The sequence below is a fragment of the Pseudomonas psychrophila genome (genome assembly GCF_001043005.1).
Lineage (GTDB): Bacteria > Pseudomonadota > Gammaproteobacteria > Pseudomonadales > Pseudomonadaceae > Aquipseudomonas > Aquipseudomonas psychrophila.
The window spans coordinates 182,749-202,110 of the sequence record NZ_JYKZ01000001.1 but is presented as its reverse complement, the minus strand read 5'-3'; the positions used below and the strand labels follow the sequence as shown (position 1 = coordinate 202,110).

At 58.8% G+C, this 19,362-nt stretch carries 20 protein-coding genes and 1 tRNA gene; 13 read left to right on the top strand and 8 right to left on the bottom strand.

The features are described from left to right. Positions 1–10 precede the first annotated feature (10 nt). Both TU76_RS00920 and TU76_RS00915 read right to left on the bottom strand, forming a co-directional pair. The gene (locus TU76_RS00920; protein ID WP_019827500.1) at positions 11–1,360 is read right to left on the bottom strand and encodes a heavy metal sensor histidine kinase; all 1,350 of its coding nucleotides are present in this window, start codon (positions 1,358–1,360) and stop codon (positions 11–13) included. Next, the gene (locus TU76_RS00915) at positions 1,360–2,040 is read right to left on the bottom strand and encodes a heavy metal response regulator transcription factor (RefSeq protein ID WP_019827501.1); all 681 of its coding nucleotides are present in this window, start codon (positions 2,038–2,040) and stop codon (positions 1,360–1,362) included. Before TU76_RS00915 ends, TU76_RS00920 begins: the two co-directional genes overlap by 1 nt. A 154-nt stretch (positions 2,041–2,194) precedes the next feature. Here TU76_RS00915 and copI point away from each other — a divergent pair, with 154 nt between their 5' ends. Together copI and queF are read left to right on the top strand one after the other, a co-directional pair. Beyond that, entirely contained in the window at positions 2,195–2,731 is a 537-nt protein-coding gene (gene copI, locus TU76_RS00910) for a copper-resistant cuproprotein CopI (protein WP_048350869.1), read from the top strand. A gap of 81 nt (positions 2,732–2,812) precedes the next feature. Beyond that, positions 2,813–3,643: an NADPH-dependent 7-cyano-7-deazaguanine reductase QueF gene (gene queF, locus TU76_RS00905; protein ID WP_048350868.1), complete on the top strand. Its 831-nt coding sequence runs from the start codon at positions 2,813–2,815 to the stop codon at positions 3,641–3,643. A gap of 178 nt (positions 3,644–3,821) precedes the next feature. Here the strand turns inward: queF and TU76_RS00900 are convergent, their stop codons facing one another. Further along, entirely contained in the window at positions 3,822–4,295 is a 474-nt protein-coding gene (locus TU76_RS00900; protein ID WP_019827504.1) for a peroxiredoxin, read from the bottom strand. A gap of 13 nt (positions 4,296–4,308) precedes the next feature. After that, a complete protein-coding gene (locus TU76_RS00895) occupies positions 4,309–4,869 on the bottom strand; it encodes a glycine cleavage system transcriptional repressor (RefSeq protein ID WP_019827506.1) in 561 nt (186 codons plus the stop codon). Between the two features lie 327 nt (positions 4,870–5,196). Here TU76_RS00895 and dapA point away from each other — a divergent pair, with 327 nt between their 5' ends. From dapA to TU76_RS00870, 5 genes are all read left to right on the top strand, one after another. Further along, positions 5,197–6,075, top strand: coding sequence for a 4-hydroxy-tetrahydrodipicolinate synthase (gene dapA, locus TU76_RS00890; protein WP_019827507.1), 879 nt, complete (start codon positions 5,197–5,199; stop codon positions 6,073–6,075). A 17-nt stretch (positions 6,076–6,092) separates the two neighbouring features. Further along, entirely contained in the window at positions 6,093–7,208 is a 1,116-nt protein-coding gene (gene bamC / locus TU76_RS00885; protein WP_019827509.1) for an outer membrane protein assembly factor BamC, read from the top strand. 4 nt (positions 7,209–7,212) lie between these two features. Then, positions 7,213–7,971 (top strand): MBL fold metallo-hydrolase, encoded by a 759-nt coding sequence (locus TU76_RS00880; protein ID WP_046809678.1) that lies wholly within the window; start codon positions 7,213–7,215, stop codon positions 7,969–7,971. 28 nt (positions 7,972–7,999) lie between these two features. Continuing rightward, a complete protein-coding gene (gene purC / locus TU76_RS00875; protein WP_019410660.1) occupies positions 8,000–8,713 on the top strand; it encodes a phosphoribosylaminoimidazolesuccinocarboxamide synthase in 714 nt (237 codons plus the stop codon). Positions 8,714–8,804: 91 nt separating this feature from the next. Next, positions 8,805–8,894, top strand: a tRNA-Ser gene (locus TU76_RS00870). Between the two features lie 627 nt (positions 8,895–9,521). Here TU76_RS00870 and TU76_RS00865 read toward each other — a convergent pair. Beyond that, entirely contained in the window at positions 9,522–10,244 is a 723-nt protein-coding gene (locus TU76_RS00865) for a pirin family protein (RefSeq protein ID WP_019827511.1), read from the bottom strand. 250 nt (positions 10,245–10,494) lie between these two features. Here TU76_RS00865 and TU76_RS00860 point away from each other — a divergent pair, with 250 nt between their 5' ends. From TU76_RS00860 to ycaC, 5 genes are all read left to right on the top strand, one after another. Further along, a complete protein-coding gene (locus TU76_RS00860; protein WP_048350867.1) occupies positions 10,495–11,445 on the top strand; it encodes a GlxA family transcriptional regulator in 951 nt (316 codons plus the stop codon). A gap of 122 nt (positions 11,446–11,567) precedes the next feature. Beyond that, entirely contained in the window at positions 11,568–12,392 is an 825-nt protein-coding gene (locus tag TU76_RS00855; RefSeq protein WP_046809422.1) for an alpha/beta fold hydrolase, read from the top strand. A 115-nt stretch (positions 12,393–12,507) separates the two neighbouring features. Continuing rightward, positions 12,508–13,119 carry a putative antibiotic biosynthesis monooxygenase gene (locus tag TU76_RS00850; protein ID WP_037032651.1) on the top strand — a complete coding sequence of 204 codons (612 nt, stop codon included), beginning with the start codon at positions 12,508–12,510 and terminating at the stop codon, positions 13,117–13,119. Next, complete coding sequence (locus tag TU76_RS00845; protein WP_048350866.1) at positions 13,116–14,954, top strand: amidohydrolase; 1,839 nt, start codon at positions 13,116–13,118, stop codon at positions 14,952–14,954. Before TU76_RS00850 ends, TU76_RS00845 begins: the two co-directional genes overlap by 4 nt. A 32-nt stretch (positions 14,955–14,986) precedes the next feature. Next, positions 14,987–15,613 (top strand): isochorismate family cysteine hydrolase YcaC, encoded by a 627-nt coding sequence (gene ycaC, locus TU76_RS00840; RefSeq protein ID WP_019827519.1) that lies wholly within the window; start codon positions 14,987–14,989, stop codon positions 15,611–15,613. Between the two features lie 75 nt (positions 15,614–15,688). Here the strand turns inward: ycaC and TU76_RS00835 are convergent, their stop codons facing one another. Beyond that, positions 15,689–17,116 carry a mechanosensitive ion channel family protein gene (locus tag TU76_RS00835; RefSeq protein WP_048350865.1) on the bottom strand — a complete coding sequence of 476 codons (1,428 nt, stop codon included), beginning with the start codon at positions 17,114–17,116 and terminating at the stop codon, positions 15,689–15,691. A 185-nt stretch (positions 17,117–17,301) separates the two neighbouring features. Between TU76_RS00835 and TU76_RS00830 the strand changes: the two genes are divergently transcribed. Next, positions 17,302–18,198 (top strand): LysR family transcriptional regulator, encoded by an 897-nt coding sequence (locus TU76_RS00830; RefSeq protein ID WP_019827521.1) that lies wholly within the window; start codon positions 17,302–17,304, stop codon positions 18,196–18,198. 28 nt (positions 18,199–18,226) lie between these two features. On the opposite strand, the gene map is transcribed toward TU76_RS00830, so the two are convergent. Both map and TU76_RS00820 read right to left on the bottom strand, forming a co-directional pair. Then, positions 18,227–19,018 carry a type I methionyl aminopeptidase gene (map, locus tag TU76_RS00825; RefSeq protein WP_019827523.1) on the bottom strand — a complete coding sequence of 264 codons (792 nt, stop codon included), beginning with the start codon at positions 19,016–19,018 and terminating at the stop codon, positions 18,227–18,229. Then, entirely contained in the window at positions 19,018–19,257 is a 240-nt protein-coding gene (locus tag TU76_RS00820) for a ParD-like family protein (protein ID WP_019827525.1), read from the bottom strand. The genes map and TU76_RS00820 overlap by 1 nt, the downstream gene beginning before the upstream one ends. Between the last annotated feature and the right edge of the window lie 105 nt (positions 19,258–19,362).

The following is a 19,362-nucleotide window of genomic DNA, read 5'->3' as shown; positions in this document are numbered from 1 at the left end:
AGTAAACCGGTCAGACAGGCAACTCAATCACAAACCGCGTCATCCCTTCCTGCGACTCACACCTGATCTGCCCGCCGTGGGCGCGAATGATCGATTGGGTGATCGCCAGTCCCAACCCTGCATGCTCGCTACTGCCTTCACGGCGGGCAGGGTCTGCCCGATAAAACCGGTCAAACAAACGCGGCAGCAGTTCTGCAGGAATCCCCGGCCCAGTGTTCTCAATGCTGATGCGCACACTGCTGGGCACAGCCTCAATCAGTACCTTGATCGCACCGCCTCCCGGCGTATAGCGCAGTGCGTTGTCCAGCAGGTTGGACAGGGCGCGCCGCAACATGCTGCGGTCGCCTGCAATGTGCGCGTTGCCCTGGCGGGTCAGTTCGATCTGAGAGTCTTCTGCCAATAGTGCGTAAAACTCCAGCAACGCATCCACTTCATTGCCAAGGTCCAACGGTTCGCGGCGGGGTGTGAGCAAGCCATGATCGGCCTTGGCCAGGTACAACATGTCGTTGACCAACTGCGCCATCCATTGCAGCTCCTCAAGGTTGCTGTGCAGTGCCTCGCGATACTCTTCAATGTTTCTTGGGCGGGTGAGGGTGACTTGGGTGTGGGTCAGCAAGTTGGACAGTGGTGTGCGCAACTCATGCGCAATATCGGCGGAGAACGCCGACAATCGTTGAAATGAACCGTCCAGACGCTCCAGCATGGCGTTGAAAGCTATTGCCAGGTCTGCCAGCTCAGCCGGCATCTGCTCCTGGGGCAGGCGAGCGTTAAGTGAGTCGGCCGAAACGCTGGCTGCAATCGCACTCATGCGGCGCAAGGGGCGCAAGCCGCTACGGGCCGCCCACGCACCGAGAATTGCCGTGGCCAGCGCTGAGAGGCCGACGGTCATCCAGATCAGGCGCTGCATGCGTTGAAGAAAGTGCTGGTGGTGAGTGATGTCCAGTAGCAGCGTCAGATGTGGAGTGTTTGGGGTGTCGTTTTGTGGCACCAGCACACGGTAATCGGTGCCATTAATTTGCAGGCTGCCCAACCCGGGCTGGGTCGCAAGTTCCAGCGGCAGGCGCGGTGAGCTGTCAAACCACAGGTGCCCGTCTTGACCGCGAACCCTCACTGCAAGGTCCGGCTGGTGGGCCAGGTCCTGCAGCAGTGCCGGTAGGCGCTGGGTGAAGCGTTCCAGGGTGTCCGCCCCTTGCAGTGTACTGCGCAGGACCGCCAGGCGGCTTTCCATCAGTTGCTGATCAAGTTCAACGAAGTGCACTTCACTGGCCCGTCCGAACAGCACCCCGGCAAACAGCGACACCACCGCGGTACAGCCAGCAAATAACAGCGCCAGGCGGCTGCTCAGTGACAGGTTGCGCATCAACTGCTGCGCTCTTCGAGTACGTAGCCCATGCCCCGTACGGTATGGATCAGCTTTTGCTCATGGGTGTCGTCGATTTTCAGGCGCAGGCGGCGAATCGCGACTTCGATGACGTTGGTGTCGCTGTCAAAGTTCATGTCCCACACCTGTGAAGCGATCAGGGATTTAGGCAGGACTTCGCCCTGGCGACGCAACAGCAACTCCAGCAGGGAGAACTCCTTGGCGGTCAGGTCTATGCGCTGGCTGTTGCGCTCTGCGCGACGGCGGATAAGGTCCAGACGCAAGTCGGCCAGCTGCAGGCTGGTCTCCTGGGGAGCGTTACTGCCGCGGCGCAACAGGCTGCGCACCCGTGCCAGCAATTCAGAAAATGCAAATGGCTTGACCAGGTAGTCGTCAGCCCCAAGCTCCAGTCCGTGAACCCGGTCGTCGACAGCATCCCGTGCGGTCAAAAATAAAACGGGCAAGGTCAGGCCGGCACTGCGCACTGCTTGCAGGATCTGCCAGCCATCGCGGCCCGGCAGCATGACATCGAGAATCAGCAGCGAGTAATCGCCGGTCAATGCCAGGTGTTGTCCGGTAATGCCGTCGGCGGCCAGTTCGGTGGTAAACCCGGCCTCGCTCAAGCCCTGGCGCAAGTACTGTCCGGTTTTGACCTGGTCTTCGACAATCAGCAGTTTCATGGTCGACTCATCGTAAAAATTAACCTCAGACTTATACCTTGGTGCTCGTTATGTAGGTTCAAGCTGACAAATTTGTAATCTTACGGACAGTTGAATGCCAGTACCGGGATATTAAAGTGGCGGTAAGCCTCACCTATGGTTTCTGGGAGTAAGTATGACTGTACGTAACCGTTTGTCGCTCGCGGGCTGTTTGTTGGCCCTGAGCTTGCCAGTCATGGCATCACCTGCAGATCACGCTGAGTTTGGCCAGCCAGCGCCTGCCGCCAGTGCTACCCGCACGGTTGAGATCAACATGACCGATATCGCGTTCGCGCCCACATCCCTGGACGTGAAAGCCGGTGAGACCGTTCGTTTTGTACTGGTCAACAAAGGGCAGTTACTGCATGAGTTCAATCTGGGTGATGCGGCGATGCACGCGGCGCATCAGAAGGAAATGCTCCAGATGCAGCAAAGCGGCATGCTCACCCCAACGGGTATGGGGCGAGGGGGCATGGATCACTCATCCATGGGCCACGGCTCGATGGACATGCCCGGCATGAAGCATGATGACCCCAACAGTGTGCTGGTCGAGCCGGGTAAAACCGCTGAACTGACCTGGACCTTCGCCCGGGCCGACAACCTGGAATTCGCCTGTAACGTGCCCGGTCACTACCAGGCGGGCATGGTCGGCAAGGTCAACGTTGCGCCTTAAAACGTTCTGATCGTCAGTGAGCGCTGAAAGCCTGGCTCAAACCCGATAGAATTACCGGGTTTTTCTAGCCAGGTTTTTGTCATGCATCCCGCCGCCGAACATTCCCCGCTGGGCAAGTCCAGTGAATACATCAGCACCTACACCCCGTCCTTGCTGTTCCCTATCCCGCGTGCGGCGAAATGGGCCGAGCTGGGACTGAGCGCCGAAACCCTGCCTTATGTCGGCGTGGATTTCTGGACCTGCTTCGAACTGTCGTGGCTGTTGCCATCGGGCAAGCCGGTTGTAGCCATTGGCGAGTTCTGCTTTGCCGCCGATTCGCCGAATATCGTCGAGTCCAAGTCCTTCAAGTTGTACTTGAACTCGTTGAATCAGAGCGTTTTTGCGGATACACCAAGCCTTGAAGCGACATTGCAGGCGGATTTGTCAGCAGCATCCGGCAAACCTGTGAGCGTGCGTGTGCGCAGCCTGAATGATGTTCAGGCTGATGGCGTAGGCGTTTTGCCAGGCGTATGCATTGATGACCTGGATATCACCGTCAGCGATTACGAGCAGCCGCGTCCTGAATTGCTCAAGTGCGATGACTCACAGATTGTTGAAGAGAGCGTCTACAGCCACTTGCTCAAATCCAACTGCCCGGTTACCAGCCAACCTGACTGGGGCACGGTAGTGGTGGAGTACCGTGGCGCAGCGCTGGATCACGCCAGTTTGCTGGCGTACCTGGTGAGCTTTCGCCAGCATTCGGATTTTCACGAGCAATGTGTGGAGCGGATCTTTCTCGACTTGCAGCGTTTACTCAAGCCCGAGACGCTGACCGTGTATGCGCGCTACGTGCGCCGTGGCGGGCTGGATATCAACCCGTACCGCAGCACCGAAGCAGTCGAGTTCCAGAATGTGCGGCTGGTGCGTCAGTAACAGCAAATCCTGTAGATACTCTGTTGTAGGTCAGGCCCTATTGTGGGAGCGAGCCTGCTCGCTCCCACAGTTGCCGTTTTCCTGTAGCCGCTGCCGCAGGGTGGCGTAGCTACCCTGTTTTGAAGGCCCTTCGGGCCTTATCGCAGCCTTCGGCAGCGGCTACACAGCAGTTGGGACTTCAGCGCTGATTCAGCGCCTTGGCCTGTTCCAGCACCGCCTCGACATGGCCCGGTACTTTTACGCCGCGCCACTCCTGACGCAACACGCCGTCCTTGTCGATCAGGAATGTGCTGCGATCAACGCCCATGTACTCCTTGCCGTACAGCTTTTTCAGCTTGATCACATCAAACAGCTGACACAGGGCCTCGTCCTTGTCGCTCAGCAACTCAAACGGAAAACCTTGCTTGGCCTTGAAGTTCTCATGGGACTTGAGGCTGTCGCGGGACACACCAAATACTTCGGTGTTGGCCGCCTGAAACTCAGCGTAATGGTCGCGAAAACCCTGGCCTTCAGTGGTACAGCCCGGGGTGCTGTCCTTTGGGTAGAAGTAAATCACCACCTGCTTGCCTTTGAGTCCCGACAACGTGACGGTTTGCTCGCTGGTAGCCGGGATCTGGAAGTCGTCTACGGGTTGGTCAATTGCAACGGCCATTGAGTCGGTTTCCTTACATCGGGTTCTGTGGGCGCCACGGTTCGATCAGGGCATCCAGGTTCAGCGCATCGGCGAAGTCCAGGAACTGATCGCGCAGCCAGCTGATTTGTATGCCGGCCGGCAAGGTCACGGTGAACGTGGCATTAAGCATGGTGCCGCCGGTTTGTGGGGCCTGATAGGTGTCGCATGTCAGGTTTTCCAGCTCTACGTTGTGGTCCATGAAGAACTGGCACAGCTCGTTGATGATGTCCGAGCGGTAGGCCGAGCTCACATAGGCTACATAGGGCAGTGCTTGCGGGCGGGTTTCGAGGGCGGCACTGCGCACGACATTCACACTGAAAGCATGTTTTTTGGCGAGGGTGGGCAAGCCGGCTTCAAGGCGCGCCAGGGCGTCCCAGCTGCCTGTTATTTCCAGGATCAGCGCACTGCATTCGCCGTGGCGAGTCAGGCGCGAAGTTACGACGGCGCAGCGATTTTCATGGCTGGCGCGACACAGGACGTTAGTCAGCTCCATTGGGTTGGCGCCAAGGGCACTGATGACAAGGAATTGTTCGCGGACTGTGGGGGTGGACATGCAGCCTTCCTAAAACGATGAGCGGTCAGTACGGTCGATAGCGAGCGAGTTGAATATCAGGCAACACGTCAGCGCCAGAGGCCCGCCAATACAGCGTTACAGGCGGTTTGCAGGCTCTGCAAACCGCGCTTGGCGGCGTTTGGGCGGGGCTTTGGGCGCTTGCTGAAGGCCTGTGAAACAGACTTGCGCGCACATCAGTACCAATCAAAGGCTGAAGGGTAGCGAAAAGCAACGCTAAGGGGAATGCTCATCGGGCGCGCTGTTGCTTGTGCAAGGGTCATGGCGCCAGTACCATTACGGCTCTCTTTTTCCGGCAGGAGCGGTTGCATGATTGCGGGCAGTATGGTGGCACTGGTCACACCCATGGATGCACAAGGTCGTCTTGATTGGGACGCTCTGAGCAAACTGGTGGACTTTCACCTGCAAGAGGGCACCAACGCCATTGTTGCCGTTGGCACCACAGGTGAATCGGCAACTCTGGATGTGAACGAACACATCGAAGTGATTCGTCACGTTGTCAAACAGGTTGCAGGGCGTATCCCGGTGATCGCCGGTACGGGCGCCAACTCGACGCGTGAAGCGATCGAGCTGACCACCAATGCGAAGGCCGCTGGCGCCGATGCATGTCTGCTGGTGACTCCGTATTACAACAAGCCGACCCAGGAAGGCTTGTATCAGCACTTCAAGGCCATCGCCGAAGCGGTCGATATCCCGCAGATCCTTTACAACGTCCCGGGCCGTACTGCCTGCGACATGCTGCCGGCAACCGTTGTGCGCCTGTCGACTGTGCCGAACATCATCGGCATCAAGGAAGCCACCGGCGATCTGTCCCGCGTACCGGCCATCCTGTCAGGTGTCAGCAGTGACTTCCTGGTGTACTCCGGTGACGACGCGACTGCAGTCGAGCTGATCCTGCTCGGCGGCAAAGGCAATATCTCGGTGACCGCCAACGTTGCCCCGCGAGACATGAGCGACCTGTGCGCCGCTGCGATGCGTGGCGATGCCGTCACTGCCCGCGCGCTTCACGAAAAGCTGATGCCGCTCAATAAAACCCTGTTTATCGAATCCAACCCTATCCCCGTGAAATGGGCGCTGCATGAGATGGGCTTGATGTCGGACGGTATCCGTCTGCCTCTCACCTGGCTCAGCGAGCCTTGCCACGAACCACTGCGTCAGGCAATGCGCCAGTCCGGTGTCTTGGTTTAATTGAGGAAGCACTACGCATGAAGCGATTGGCCGGACTTTCCGCACTAGCCGTGATTATTTCCAGCACCAGCGGTTGCGGTTGGCTGTGGGGTCAAGATGGGTATTTCCGTGACCGTGGCAGCGATTACCTGGAAGCGCGTCAAACCCCTCCCATGCAGTTGCCACCAGGTGTCCATACTGACAAACGCCTAGTACCGCTGTTGCCGATCCCGAGCAACGTGCCTGACGACAACGTCAAGGGCGAGTTTGAGGTGCCGCGTCCACAACCATTGGCTGTGGCCGCCAATGCCAGTGACTTCAGCCTTCAAAAAAGCGGCGACAGCCGTTGGGTGATGGCGCAACGCTCCCCGTCAGAAGTCTGGCCGGTGGCAATGCAGTTCTTCCAGGACAACGGTTTCAGCATTGATGAACAGCGCCCGCAAACCGGGGAGTTCACAACGACCTGGCAGCGTGCTGACGAGCTTTCGGCTCCGATGGCCCGCCACGTTGGCAGCAGCGGCCTGGCCGCCGACAGCGAGACCCGCCTGCGGGTTCGCATCGAGCCGGGTGTTCAGCGCAACACCAGTGAAATCTATGTCGTCAGTGCCAACCGTCCTGCAGGCAGCACTGCCAACGTCGACTTCGCCGCCCGCTCTGTCAACACCGGTCTGGATGCAGCCCTGGTTGATGAAATGCTGATCAGCATGAACCGTGATGCCGAGAAGGGCGGTTCGGTTTCGCTGCTCGCAGCGCGTGATTTCGACACCCCGGCGCGCGTCAGTCTGAACGAAGACGGCAGCGGCAACCCGGTACTGACGCTGACCGAAGACCTCGATCGTGCCTGGTCCAGTGTGGGTCGTGCGCTTGAACAAGGCGAATGGCGCGTTGAAGACATCAACCGTACCTTGGGCCTGTACTACATCAACCTCGCCGAAAAAGCCGAGAAGAAGGACGAGAAACCTGGTTTCTTCTCCGGTCTCTTCGGCAGCAAACCGGACAAGGAAGAAGTTGAAGCCCGCGCCCAGCGCTATCAGGTACGCCTGAGCAAGGTCGGTGACAGCGTGCAAGTGACTGTCGAAGAAAACATCAACACCGTTGCCTCGCCAGAAGTGGCGCGCAAAGTGTTGGGCGTCATCCAAGACAACCTGGGCTGATTCCATGCGCTTTGCCGTTCTCGGCAGTGGTAGCCAAGGGAATGGCACGCTGATAACCAGCGACAAGACTTATGTACTGGTCGATTGCGGTTTCTCCTTGCGAGAAACCGAGCGTCGCTTGGCCAGGTTGGGCGTTAGCCCGCACCAGCTGAGCGCGATTCTGGTAACCCACGAACATGCCGACCACGTGCATGGCGTGGGTTTGCTGTCTCGGCGCTACAATTTGCCGGTGTACATGAGTCGGGGCACTCATCGCGGGATGCGCAAGCCCCTGGAGCCGGCCGGATACGTTGCCGGTGGCCAGACATTGCAAGTCGGGGCGTTGACTATCAGTGTGACCCTTGTGGCCCATGATGCTCAGGAACCCACCCAATACGTGTTCAGTGACGGCAAACGGCGGTTTGGCTTGCTGACCGACCTGGGCTCGTACTGCGCGGGTGTGCTGGACAGCTACCGCAACCTGGATGCACTGATGATCGAGGCAAACCATTGCCGCGACCTGCTTGCCCGTGGTCACTACCCTGCTTTTCTCAAGCAGCGGGTAGGGGGCCAGGAAGGACATTTGAACAACCATCAGGCTGCAAGCCTGGTGGCCGAGTTGGGCTGGCAAGATCTGCAACACCTTGTACTGGCACACCTCAGCAGCAAGAACAACCTGCCGCAGCTGGCCCGGCAATGTTTTGTCGACACCCTTGGGTGCGACCCGGACTGGCTGCAACTGGCCGATCAAGATTCAGGGCTCGACTGGCGCACAATCGCCTAGCCCACCTACTTAGCATGCGGAGCCCATCATGGAAAAACGTGAAGAACTCTATCGCGGTAAAGCGAAATCGGTTTACAAGACCGACGACGAAAACCGCTTGATCCTGCTGTTTCGCAACGACACCTCGGCGTTCGACGGCAAGCGTATTGAACAGCTTGATCGCAAAGGTATGGTGAACAACAAGTTCAACGCCTTCATCATGCAGAAACTCGAAGAAGCCGGCGTGCCGACCCAATTCGACAAACTGCTGGGTGACAACGAGTGCCTGGTTAAAAAGCTCGACATGATCCCTGTCGAATGCGTTGTGCGTAACTACGCGGCAGGCAGCCTGGTCAAGCGCCTGGGTGTCGAAGAGGGCATGAAGCTCAACCCGTACACCTTTGAACTGTTCCTCAAGGACGACGCCAAGGGCGACCCGTTCATCAACGAATCCCACGTCGTGGCATTCGGTTGGGGCACTGCCGAGCAACTGGTTCGCATGAAAGAACTGTCGCTCAAGGTCAACGATGTACTGAACAAATTGTTCGACGACGCTGGCTTGCTGCTGGTGGATTTCAAGCTTGAATTCGGCGTATTCCATGACGGCTCGATCGTTCTGGGTGACGAGTTCAGCCCGGACGGCTGCCGTCTGTGGGACAAGGCCACTGGCAAGAAAATGGACAAGGACCGCTTCCGTCAGGGTCTGGGCGACGTCATTGAAGCCTACGAAGAAGTTGCCAACCGCCTCGGCGTCCCGCTTTAAGCTGTAAAGGCGCGCAAGCAACTGATAGCACGCGGTTTTTTTGAAAAAAGGCTTTGCCATAATCAGAAACCGCGTTATGATGCGCGCCGTTGGAGAGATGCCAGAGTGGCCGAATGGGACGGATTCGAAATCCGTTGTACTGGCGACAGTACCTAGGGTTCGAATCCCTATCTCTCCGCCATTATTACGAAAGCCCCGCAGATGAAGGTCTGCGGGGCTTTTTCGTATCCGGCATTTGACCACTCCTATCCCCTCGGAAATCCGCTTGGCACTTTCCGATCAGTCTTGCGGGTTGGTAGGTGAAAAATCCTCGGGGTAGCGCCAGAGTTAAGCTTGTAGCCGTGATATTAAGCGGTATCCACTTCATTAAAAATGAAATCCCCGCCAGTTTAATTTCGGCACAACGGTCAACTGGCGATTGGCTGATTTGGTTCTTTGGCGAAGCTCCAACGCTCAATTCGACGTTGTTGTAGATTGGGGTGCTCCGAGGGAACGCTGCGCAGAGTCGGCTGCAACGATTGATGCATTGGCGTAACGGATGACTTGCGAACAGGGAACAAGTAATGCTCAACAGTTCTAAAGGAATGTATTTCAGCCTGTCCTCAGACGACTATGGGATGCATTACTTTCCTGTCGAACCTCACAGTGATCTAACCCAATGGCTTACCTGGCACGTCGTCGAATCAAACAAGTGAGTGGTTTTGTGCGTGACGGCGGATATTCCCCGCCAACTGCCTCTGCATAGAAACCATTCTCAGAGCGTCCCACTCGCCCGTTACTCATTGGGCGAGCGGTACCGAGGTGTGCCTCACGGCATCTGCGGCAATTCCTGCGCCCGCAGATCGAACACCAACACTTCGGCGTCACTGCCATTGCTCAAGGTCAACCGTTGCTCCTTGCGTACTCGCACGCCGTCACCTTCCTGCAGGGCCATGCCGTTGAGTTCGACGCTGCCACGTGCCACATGCACATAGGCGTAGCGGTCGGCGGCAAGTTCCAGCGTGGCGCTTTCGTTGCCGTCTATCAGGGCAGCGTACACCCGGGCATTCTGGCGTACGTGGAGCGAACCATCGGCGCCATCGGGCGAGATGATCAGTTGCAGTCGCCCGCGTTTCTTCTGCGTGTCGAAATGCTCTTGCTGATAGCGGGGTTTGGCGCCAGCCACCTCAGGCACGATCCAGATTTGTAAAAAGTGCACAGGCTCACTGTGCGAGTGGTTGTACTCGCTGTGTGCCACGCCGCTGCCGGCGCTCATCAATTGCACGTCACCCGGGCGGATTACCGAGCCGGTGCCCAGAGTGTCCTTATGCTCCAGCGCACCGTCGAGCACGTAGGAGAAAATTTCCATGTCGCGATGGGGGTGCTGGCCGAAGCCTTTACCCGCTGCCACGCGGTCGTCGTTGATCACCAGCAGGTCGGAGAACCCTTGCTCATCCAGGTTGCGATAGTTGGCAAATGAGAAGGTGTGGAAGGATTTCAACCAGCCATGGTTGGCGGCGCCGCGATCAGATGCTTTGCGAAGGGTAAGCATGATGACATCTCCTGTGTGGACGTTGATTCGTCCGAATGGAGAGAAGCTTAATGGTTGATCTTGGATGAATTAAGTAGATGGAAACTGAAACACTGTCTCTTCACGGTTGACAATTTTTTCGGATTTATCACGTATTATTTTCCTGCGTTCGCTCCTGATCTGCGCTTAAACATCAGGCGGTAAGCAGCGCAACATTGGTAAGCCCACAGGGAAATTCGTTCATGCAACTGCTCACAGTGATACCTGACCTATGAAAACCGTGGCCATCGTGTTGTTTCCAGATTTCCTGCTATTGGACATGGCGGGTCCCATGGAGGTGTTCTCCATTGCCAACCGCTATCTACCGCCGGATCAGCAGTATGTGTTGACCACTCTGGGGGCCGAGCCAGGTTTGATGCGCGCCTCGAACGGCGTGTGTCTGCAGGCAGATCTGCCCATAGATCAGGCCAGCGGGCACTATGATTTGCTGCTGGTGCCCGGTGGTCCGGGGGCCTACAACCACAAGCCGCTGGCTTTGCTGGAGTGGCTAAAGGGCGCCGTCACACGGGCCGGGCAATTCGGTTCGATCTGCACCGGGGCATTCGTGTTGGGCTTCGCCGGTTTGCTCGATGGCTACCGCGTCACTACCCATTGGCATTACACCGAGCGGCTGATCAAAGCCTTCCCGAAGGCCGATGTCGAGATCGATCAGATTTTCGTGCAGGACCGTAATCTCATTACGTCTGGCGGCGTCACGGCCGGTATTGATCTTGCGCTGTCGGTGGTCGCCAATGACCACGGCAAAAAAATTGCCCTGGACGTGGCCAAAGTCCTGCTGGTGGTCATGAAACGTCAGGGCGGCCAGGCGCAGTTCAGTCCACTGATGGCCTCGGTTGGGCCCCAGGAAACCCCCATAACCCGGGTTCAGAACCATATTCTCGAACACCTCGATCACGCCTTCAGTATCGACTCCATGGCCAGGATGGCCAGTATGAGTCCGAGGCACTTTGCCCGGGTGTTTGCCCGGGAGGTCAACATGACACCTATGGAATTTCTCCAGGGTGCGCGTATCGATCGAGCGAGAAACTTATTGGAAACCAGTGAGTTGCCACTAAAGACCGTGGCCTTCAAAAGTGGCTTTGGCAGCGTCAGGCACATGCGTTTCCTGTTCACTGAAAAACTCGGCTTGACCCCCGCGCAGTACCGGGAACAGTTCAGCTAACCTCAATTGTCCGTGGTGCGCACCGATATGGCCGTAACGCTCCTACCAGAGCAGTTGTGCTGTCATCGATGCCTGCCAAGATAGATGAGAACTCTTTGCACTTGCACAAGGATGACCGCCCCATGAGCACTTTCACCACCCGTGATGGCACCGAGATCTACTACAAGGACTGGGGCACGGGGCAGCCCGTGGTTTTCAGCCATGGTTGGCCGCTGAACGCCGATAGTTGGGAATCACAGATGCTGTTCCTGGCGTCCAAGGGCTATCGGGTCATTGCCCATGATCGCCGCGGTCATGGCCGTTCCAGCCAGCCGTGGGCAGGCAACGACATGGACACCTACGCCGATGACCTGGCGCAGTTGATCGAGCTGCTGGACCTGCAAGATGCCGTGCTGTTCGGCTTTTCTACCGGCGGCGGTGAAGTGGCGCGCTATATCGGCCGCCACGGTACGGGGCGGGTGGCGAAGGCAGGGCTGATTTCGTCGGTGCCGCCCTTGATGCTCAAGACCGAGGCCAACCCCGGCGGCCTGCCGCTTGAGGTCTTTGACGGTATTCGCAAGGCATCGCTGGCGGACCGCTCACAGTTGTACATCGACCTCGCCAGCGGTCCTTTCTTTGGTTTCAACAAGCCGGGGGCCAAACCCTCCCAGGGCATGATCGACTGGTTCTGGATGCAGGGCATGACCAGCGGCCACAAAAACGCCTACGACTGTATCAAGGCGTTTTCGGAAACCGACTTCACCGAAGACCTGAAGAAATTCGACATTCCGACCCTGGTGGTCCACGGCGATGCCGACCAGGTGGTGCCGATCGAAGCCGCCGGCATCGCGGCGGCGGAATTGGTCAAAGGTTCTACGCTCAAGGTCTACCCCGGTGCGCCCCACGGCCTGACTGACACCCACAAGGATCAGCTCAACACCGATCTGTTGGCGTTCCTCAAGACCTGAACGCAGTGCTTCACTGAAACCCTGTCGCTGTCCGCCGTGGGAGCGAGCCTGCTGGCTCCCGCGGTGGAAGTCTCGCCAGGGAATATTTGTCTGGATGTGGTTGGAGCTTTTTGTGATGTCTGAATCCACTGAGATCGACCCGCCAGCCCGGGGAGTCGATGAGGTTGTGACCCTGGTGGTCAAGCATCGGGTCAAGGCCGGTTTTGAAGTGCCCTACAACGAATGGCTGCGCAAGATTGTGCGGATCGCCGGGCAGTGGGACGGACATCTGGGCGTTGACGTCGTACCTGGCAAGAGTGCTGGCCTGGACACCTACACCTGTGTGCTGCGTTTTTGCTCCACCGATGCCATGCAGCGCTGGCTGGACTCGCCGCAACGACGTGAACTGGTCAACGAAGCCACGCCCATGCTGGCGGACGGCGACCAGACCGAGGTCAACCCGGCCAACGAGTTCTGGTTTGCGCCTCACACAGAATCCCGCCCGCCGCCGCCCCGCTGGAAGCAGGCCGTGCTGACGCTGATGGTGATATTCCCGCATACGTTGCTGGTGCCGCTGCTCTGGAAGCCCTTGCTGGGTTTGAGCCCCTTTTTCTCCCATTACGTGGTTGCCACCTTTGTGATCACGCTGACCATCGTGGTCTCGGTGGTCTATCTGTTTATGCCAATGGCGACGCGTGTATTCGCGCCCTGGCTGACTGCCCCCACTGAGCCCAAGGAAACGCGATGAACGCCGATCTGATCTTATTCAATGGCCGATTTCATACTGTCGATCGCGACAACCCGCAGGCCAGCGCCGTTGCCATTCGCGAGGGCCGCTTTGTGGCGGTCGGCACCGATGCTCAGGCGATGGCCCTGCGTGGTACGGACACGCGGGTTATTGACCTCAAAGGTCGCTGTGTCATTCCGGGTCTCAATGACTCGCACCTGCACCTGATCCGTGGCGGGCTGAACTACAACCTCGAACTGCGCTGGGAAGGTGTGCCCTCGCTGGCCGATGCGTTGCGCATGCTCAAGGAACAGGCCGAGCGCACACCAACGCCGCAATGGGTGCGCGTGGTGGGCGGCTGGAACGAGTTCCAGTTCGCCGAAAAACGCATGCCCACCCTGGAAGAACTCAACCAGGCGGCCCCGGACACCCCGGTCTTTGTTCTGCACCTGTATGACCGGGCCTTGCTCAATCGGGCCGCGCTGCGAGTGGCAGGTTATACCCGTGATACCCCGAACCCGCCGGGTGGCGAGATCGTACGCGATGCCAACGGCAATCCGACCGGCATGCTGGTGGCGCGGCCCAACGCGATGATTCTCTACTCGACCCTCGCCAAGGGGCCGAAGCTGCCGTTGGAGTATCAAGTCAACTCCACCCGCCAATTCATGCGCGAACTCAACCGCCTGGGCCTCACCAGTGCAATTGATGCCGGCGGGGGTTTCCAGAACTATCCCGACGATTATCAGGTCATCGAACAGCTGGCCAAAGATCAGCAGTTGACCATCCGTATCGCTTACAACCTGTTTACGCAAAAACCCAAGGAAGAACTGACTGACTTCAAGAACTGGACCAGTAGCGTGAAGCTGCACCAGGGCGATGACTTTCTGCGGCACAACGGTGCGGGAGAAATGCTGGTGTTCTCGGCAGCGGACTTCGAGGACTTCCTTGAGCCGCGCCCCGACTTGCCGCACACCATGGAAGACGAACTGGAGCCGGTGGTGCGCCATCTGGTGGAGCAGCGCTGGCCGTTCCGCCTGCACGCCACGTACAACGAGTCCATCAGTCGCATGCTCGACGTGTTTGAGAAGGTCAATCGCGATATCCCGTTCAATGGCTTGCCGTGGTTTTTCGACCATGCCGAAACCATCACACCCCATAACATCGAGCGGGTGAGGGCGCTGGGCGGCGGCATTGCGATTCAGGATCGCATGGCGTTCCAGGGCGAGTATTTCGTCGAGCGTTACGGCGCCAAAGCGGCCGAAGCCACGCCACCCATCAAACGCATGCTGGCCGAAGGCGTGCCGGTGGGGGCGGGGACCGATGCCACCCGCGTATCCAGCTACAACCCGTGGACTTCGCTGTACTGGATGGTCAGCGGTCGCACCGTCGGTGGCCTGGAGTTGCACCCCGAAGGCCTGCCCCGGCTGACCGCACTGGAGCTGTTCACCCACGGCAGCGCCTGGTTTTCATCCGAGCAGGGCAAGAAGGGGCAGATCAAGGTTGGTCAACTGGCCGACGTCGCTGCCCTTAGCGCGGATTTTTTCAGCGTCGACGAAGAAGCCATCAAATGGATCGAGTCGGTGTTGACCGTAGTGGGCGGCAAGGTGGTGTACGCCGCCGGCGACTTCGAAAAGCTTGGACCGGCCCGTGTACCGGTGTTGCCCGACTGGTCGCCGGTGGTGACAGTTCCTGGGCACTGGCGCCCGGGTGCGCCGTTGCAGGCTCAGGTTCACCTCTGCAGCGGGCCGTGCGCGGTGCATGCCCATGGCCATGAAAAAGCACGTTTGTCGAATGCACCGGTCAGCGACTTTGCCGGTTTTTGGGGCGCCTTTGGCTGCTCGTGTTTCGCATTTTGATCCTGTAACACCTATCTCTCGAGGAGTTTCACATGAGCAATGTTCCGTACAAGCGCCTGAACAAAGATGATGCTGTGGTGTTGCTGGTTGACCATCAAACCGGTCTGATCTCGCTGGTCCAGGATTTCTCGCCGAACGAATTCAAGAACAACGTGCTGGCGCTGGGGGATGTGGCCAAGTTTTTCAAACTGCCAACCATCCTCACCACCAGTTTTGAAAACGGTCCCAATGGCCCGATGGTGCCGGAGCTCAAGGAACAGTTCCCGGACGCCCCGTACATCCCGCGTCCGGGCCAGATCAACGCCTGGGACAACGAAGATTTCGTCAAGGCGGTCAAGGCGACCGGGCGCAAGCAGCTGATCATTGCGGGCGTGGTGACGGATGTATGTGTGACCTTCCCGACACTGTCGGCGCTGGCTGAAGGTTTTGACGTGTTTGTGGTGACAGATGCCTCGGGCACCTTCAACGAAACCGTGCAACAGGCCGCCTGGGCGCGGATGACGGCAGCGGGTGCACAGTTGATGAACTGGTTCTCGGTGGCGTGCGAGCTGCAAGGGGATTGGCGCAATGACATGGAAGGCCTGGCCAACCTGCTGTCGCCACGCATCCCCAACTACCGCAACTTGATGAACAGCTATTCGGTATTGACCGCCAAGTAATCTCCCTGGATGGATCAACCCCCGTAGCAGCTGCCTCGTTCCTTCGGCAGCTGCTACGGGGCGAGTGGTATCCGCTCAGCGCCTGTGCAACCAACTCAAAAAACCGCCTTTGATGGCCGGTGCCGGCGCGGCCATCAGCGCCATCCGGCTACTTTGTTCACGCACGGCCTGCAACCTGTTCAACGCCCGTCCTACCTCTGTGCGCTGCGCCATGCATTCGCGGGTCACCGACTTGTCGAGCCGATAAATGATGCTCGAAGTCAGCGTGGTAAAGGTCGCCTGGGACGGCGAATCCGTGAGGATGCTTTCTTCGCCCATGATCTCACCGGGCCCCATGCGTCCGGCTTCGACAGGCCCTGCTTCGTCGGGTACGGTCACGCTGACCACGCCGGTGGCGATGACCATCAGGCTGTCCGGCACCTCATCCAGAGCCAGCACCACCTGACCGGCCGCGTATTGCTGGGCAACCATGGAGTGGGCGATCTGGTCCCGTTCTTCTTCACTCAGCGAGCGGAAGATTTTCACCTCGTCGAGCAATGCCCGTGCCCGGCCCGCGGGTTCGATCACCGCATCAGGCTGGCGCGAAATACCCGCTGCCTCCAGATGCCGATGCGCCAGGTCGAACAGCTGGTTGCGCACCTCACTTTTTTTAGCCAGCTCGGCAATAAACCCGCTGGCCACGTATTCGGACATGGTCTCGCCTGCCTCCTTGAGCACCGCTTTGGGCGCAGGGTTAAGCAGCAGGCTGCTGCTGCCCTGCAACGTACGCTCCAACGCATCGAGCACTCGGCGCGGGCGGACATGGTTGGGCACCTGGATGCTAATCGACACGCCGTGCAGATGGGTGGGGCGACTCAGGTTGACGATCTTGGCCTTGGCCGCTACCGAGTTCGGCACGACCGCCGTGCTGCCCGCGCTGGTCAGCAGATGGGTGGCGCGCCAGTCGATATCCAGCACCTTGCCTTCGACACCATCGATCACTATCCAGTCATCCACCTGATACGGCTTGGTGGTGTTGAGCACGATGCCGGAAAACACGTCGCTCAAGGTGCTCTGCAATGCCAAACCAACCACAATCGCTACCACCCCGGAGGTCGCCAGCAAGCCTTTGACCGGCAACTCCAGTACGTAACCGGCGGCCGCCACGATGGCCGCCAGAAACACCAGTGCGCCGATCACATCCTGCAGCAGGCGGCCGCTGTGACCGATGCGGCGCATCAGCACCAGGCCAATCACTTCGGTAAGCACCCGCGCCGCGTACAGCCACCACACAATTCCCAGCGCAGTAGCCCCTAATAACGCCACCCGGTCATCGCTAAACAGCGGTGCCTGCAACGGGCTGATCCCTGCGTTGATGATGATCGTGCTGAAGACCGCAAACAGCGCCAGACGCACACCCACCCGCGTGACACGCTGCCTGAACGGCGCCAGATGCCAGAGTGCGGCATCGATCACCAGCAGTACGGCAGCCCAGGACAATGGGTGATCGAGGAGAAAGGACATGGGCAAACTCCGAAATGATTAAGGCAAATGAGTGGGAGCGAGCTTGCTCGCGAAGGCTCTAAAACTGAAGGGCTTCACGAGCAGGCTCGCTCCCACGAATACACCTGCAGCGAACAGAGAATAGACGGGTGTTGAAAAGGGAAAAAGCCGCTATAAAGGGTTTAACTGTCCACCAGGTCATGACAATGAACCCGTTCGAAGATATGCGTATTTTTTGCCAAGTCATGGACTCTGGCAGCTTCACGGCGGCGGCCGACCAATTGGGGCTGTCCAAGCAATTCGTGAGTCGGCGGCTGATGCAACTGGAGGCGCGGCTTGGGGTGCGTCTGCTCAACCGTTCCACCCGGCGACTGGATGTCACGCCGCTGGGGCAAACGTATTACGAGTCGGCCATGCGCTTGCTCAACGACGTCGAGCACATGGAGCAGGGCATCGCCGGGCAGACCAGCGAGCCACGGGGCACCCTGCGCGTCAGTGCTCCGTTGTCCTTCGCCATGGCGCATCTGGGCTGCCTGCTGCCGTTGTTTTTGCAGCGCTACAGCGGCGTGACCGTTGAAGTGGACCTCAGCGACCGGCCGGTGGACTTGCTCAGCGAAGGCTATGACCTGGCTTTGCGCATTGGCGTGCTTGAAGACTCCACCCTGATTGCCCGCCGTATCGCCAGCATCGAGCGGGTGTACTGTGCCAGCCCTGCCTACCTGGCCGAACGCGGCACACCGCTCAAACCCCAGGACCTGCACGAGCATGATTGCCTGCCCTATGGCCATGGCCGGCAAGTGCAGTGGCGCTTCGAAGGGCAGGGCAAGCCCCTGACCATCAACGTCAGCGGGCGCATGCGGGTCAATAATGGTGAGGTGCTCAGAGATGCGGCCGTCGCCGGATTGGGCGTTACCTACCTGCCGACCTTTATCGTCGGCTCGGCTCTGGAAAGCGGGCAACTGATACGGGTGCTGGACGATTACCGCTGCGCGCCGCTGGCGTTATCAGCGGTGTATCCACAGCATCGCCAGCGTTCGCTGCCGGTGCAGGCATTGATCGAATTTTTGCGCGAGCGGCTGGACCAGGTGCCTGGGGGGGTGTAGGGGGAGCCTGGCTCCCCCCGGTCGCTCATCAAACGATGGCGGGGTAATCGGCCATTGTGTCGGGCCACGGGCTCAACACTTCAAAGCCGTCGTCAGTCACGGCCACCATGTGCTCCCACTGAGCCGAAAGCGAGCCATCCTTGGTGACCACGGTCCAGTGATCGGGCAGGGTTTTCACATGGCGCTTGCCGGCGTTGAGCATGGGCTCGATGGTGAAAATCATGCCGGTTTTCAGTTTCATGCCCTGGCCCGGGTAGCCGTAGTGCAGCACCTGCGGTTCGTCGTGATAGACCTTGCCAATACCGTGGCCGCAATACTCGCGGACCACACTAAAGCCTTCTTTCTCGGCGAGGGTCTGGATGGCATGGCCAATGTCACCCAGGGTCGCGCCAGGGCGCACCATCCGGATACCGGCGCACATGGCGTCGTAGGTGGTCTTCACCAGATGCCGCGCTTCAGGGCTTGGCTCGCCGACGAAGTACATGCGGCTGGTGTCGCCGAACCAGCCATCCTTGACCACTGCGATATCGATATTGACGATGTCGCCGTCCTGCAGCACACGGCCAGAAGGAATGCCGTGGCACACCACCTCATTGACCGACGCACACACGGTTTTCGGAAAGCCGTGATAACCCACGTTGCCGGGGATGGCCTTTTGCACATTGACGATGTAGTCGTGGCAGATCTGGTCGAGCTGGTCGGTGGTCACGCCAGCCTTCACGTGCTCGCCGATCATGGCCAGCACTTCGGCTGCCAGCTTGCCCGCGACCTTGGACTGGGCGATTTGCGCCGGGGTATTGATAACAACGCTGGTTCTCATCAAACCGCTCCCGCAGTGGCGTCAGCCAGTTCGCACAATTGCTTCAAATCGAGGCCGCCCTGCAGTTCAGCCCGTATCAGCAGGCGGCAGATCTGGTTGTGATCCAGGTCGGGATGCAGTTCGGTCAACATGCCGATACGCATCCAGTGCTCTGCCTGCGCATTGATTGAACGGTTGAGTGCGTTGCTGGCGACCCGCAAGTTTTCATGGGTGGCGTCCGAAATTTTTACGATGCCCATCTGAGTGCTCAATATGAAATGTATATGAAACGTATATTAATCGAGTGCGGTACCGGATCGCAACTCAAAGGTCTGTTTGTCATGGACAGCGCGCAGGGTCGATCC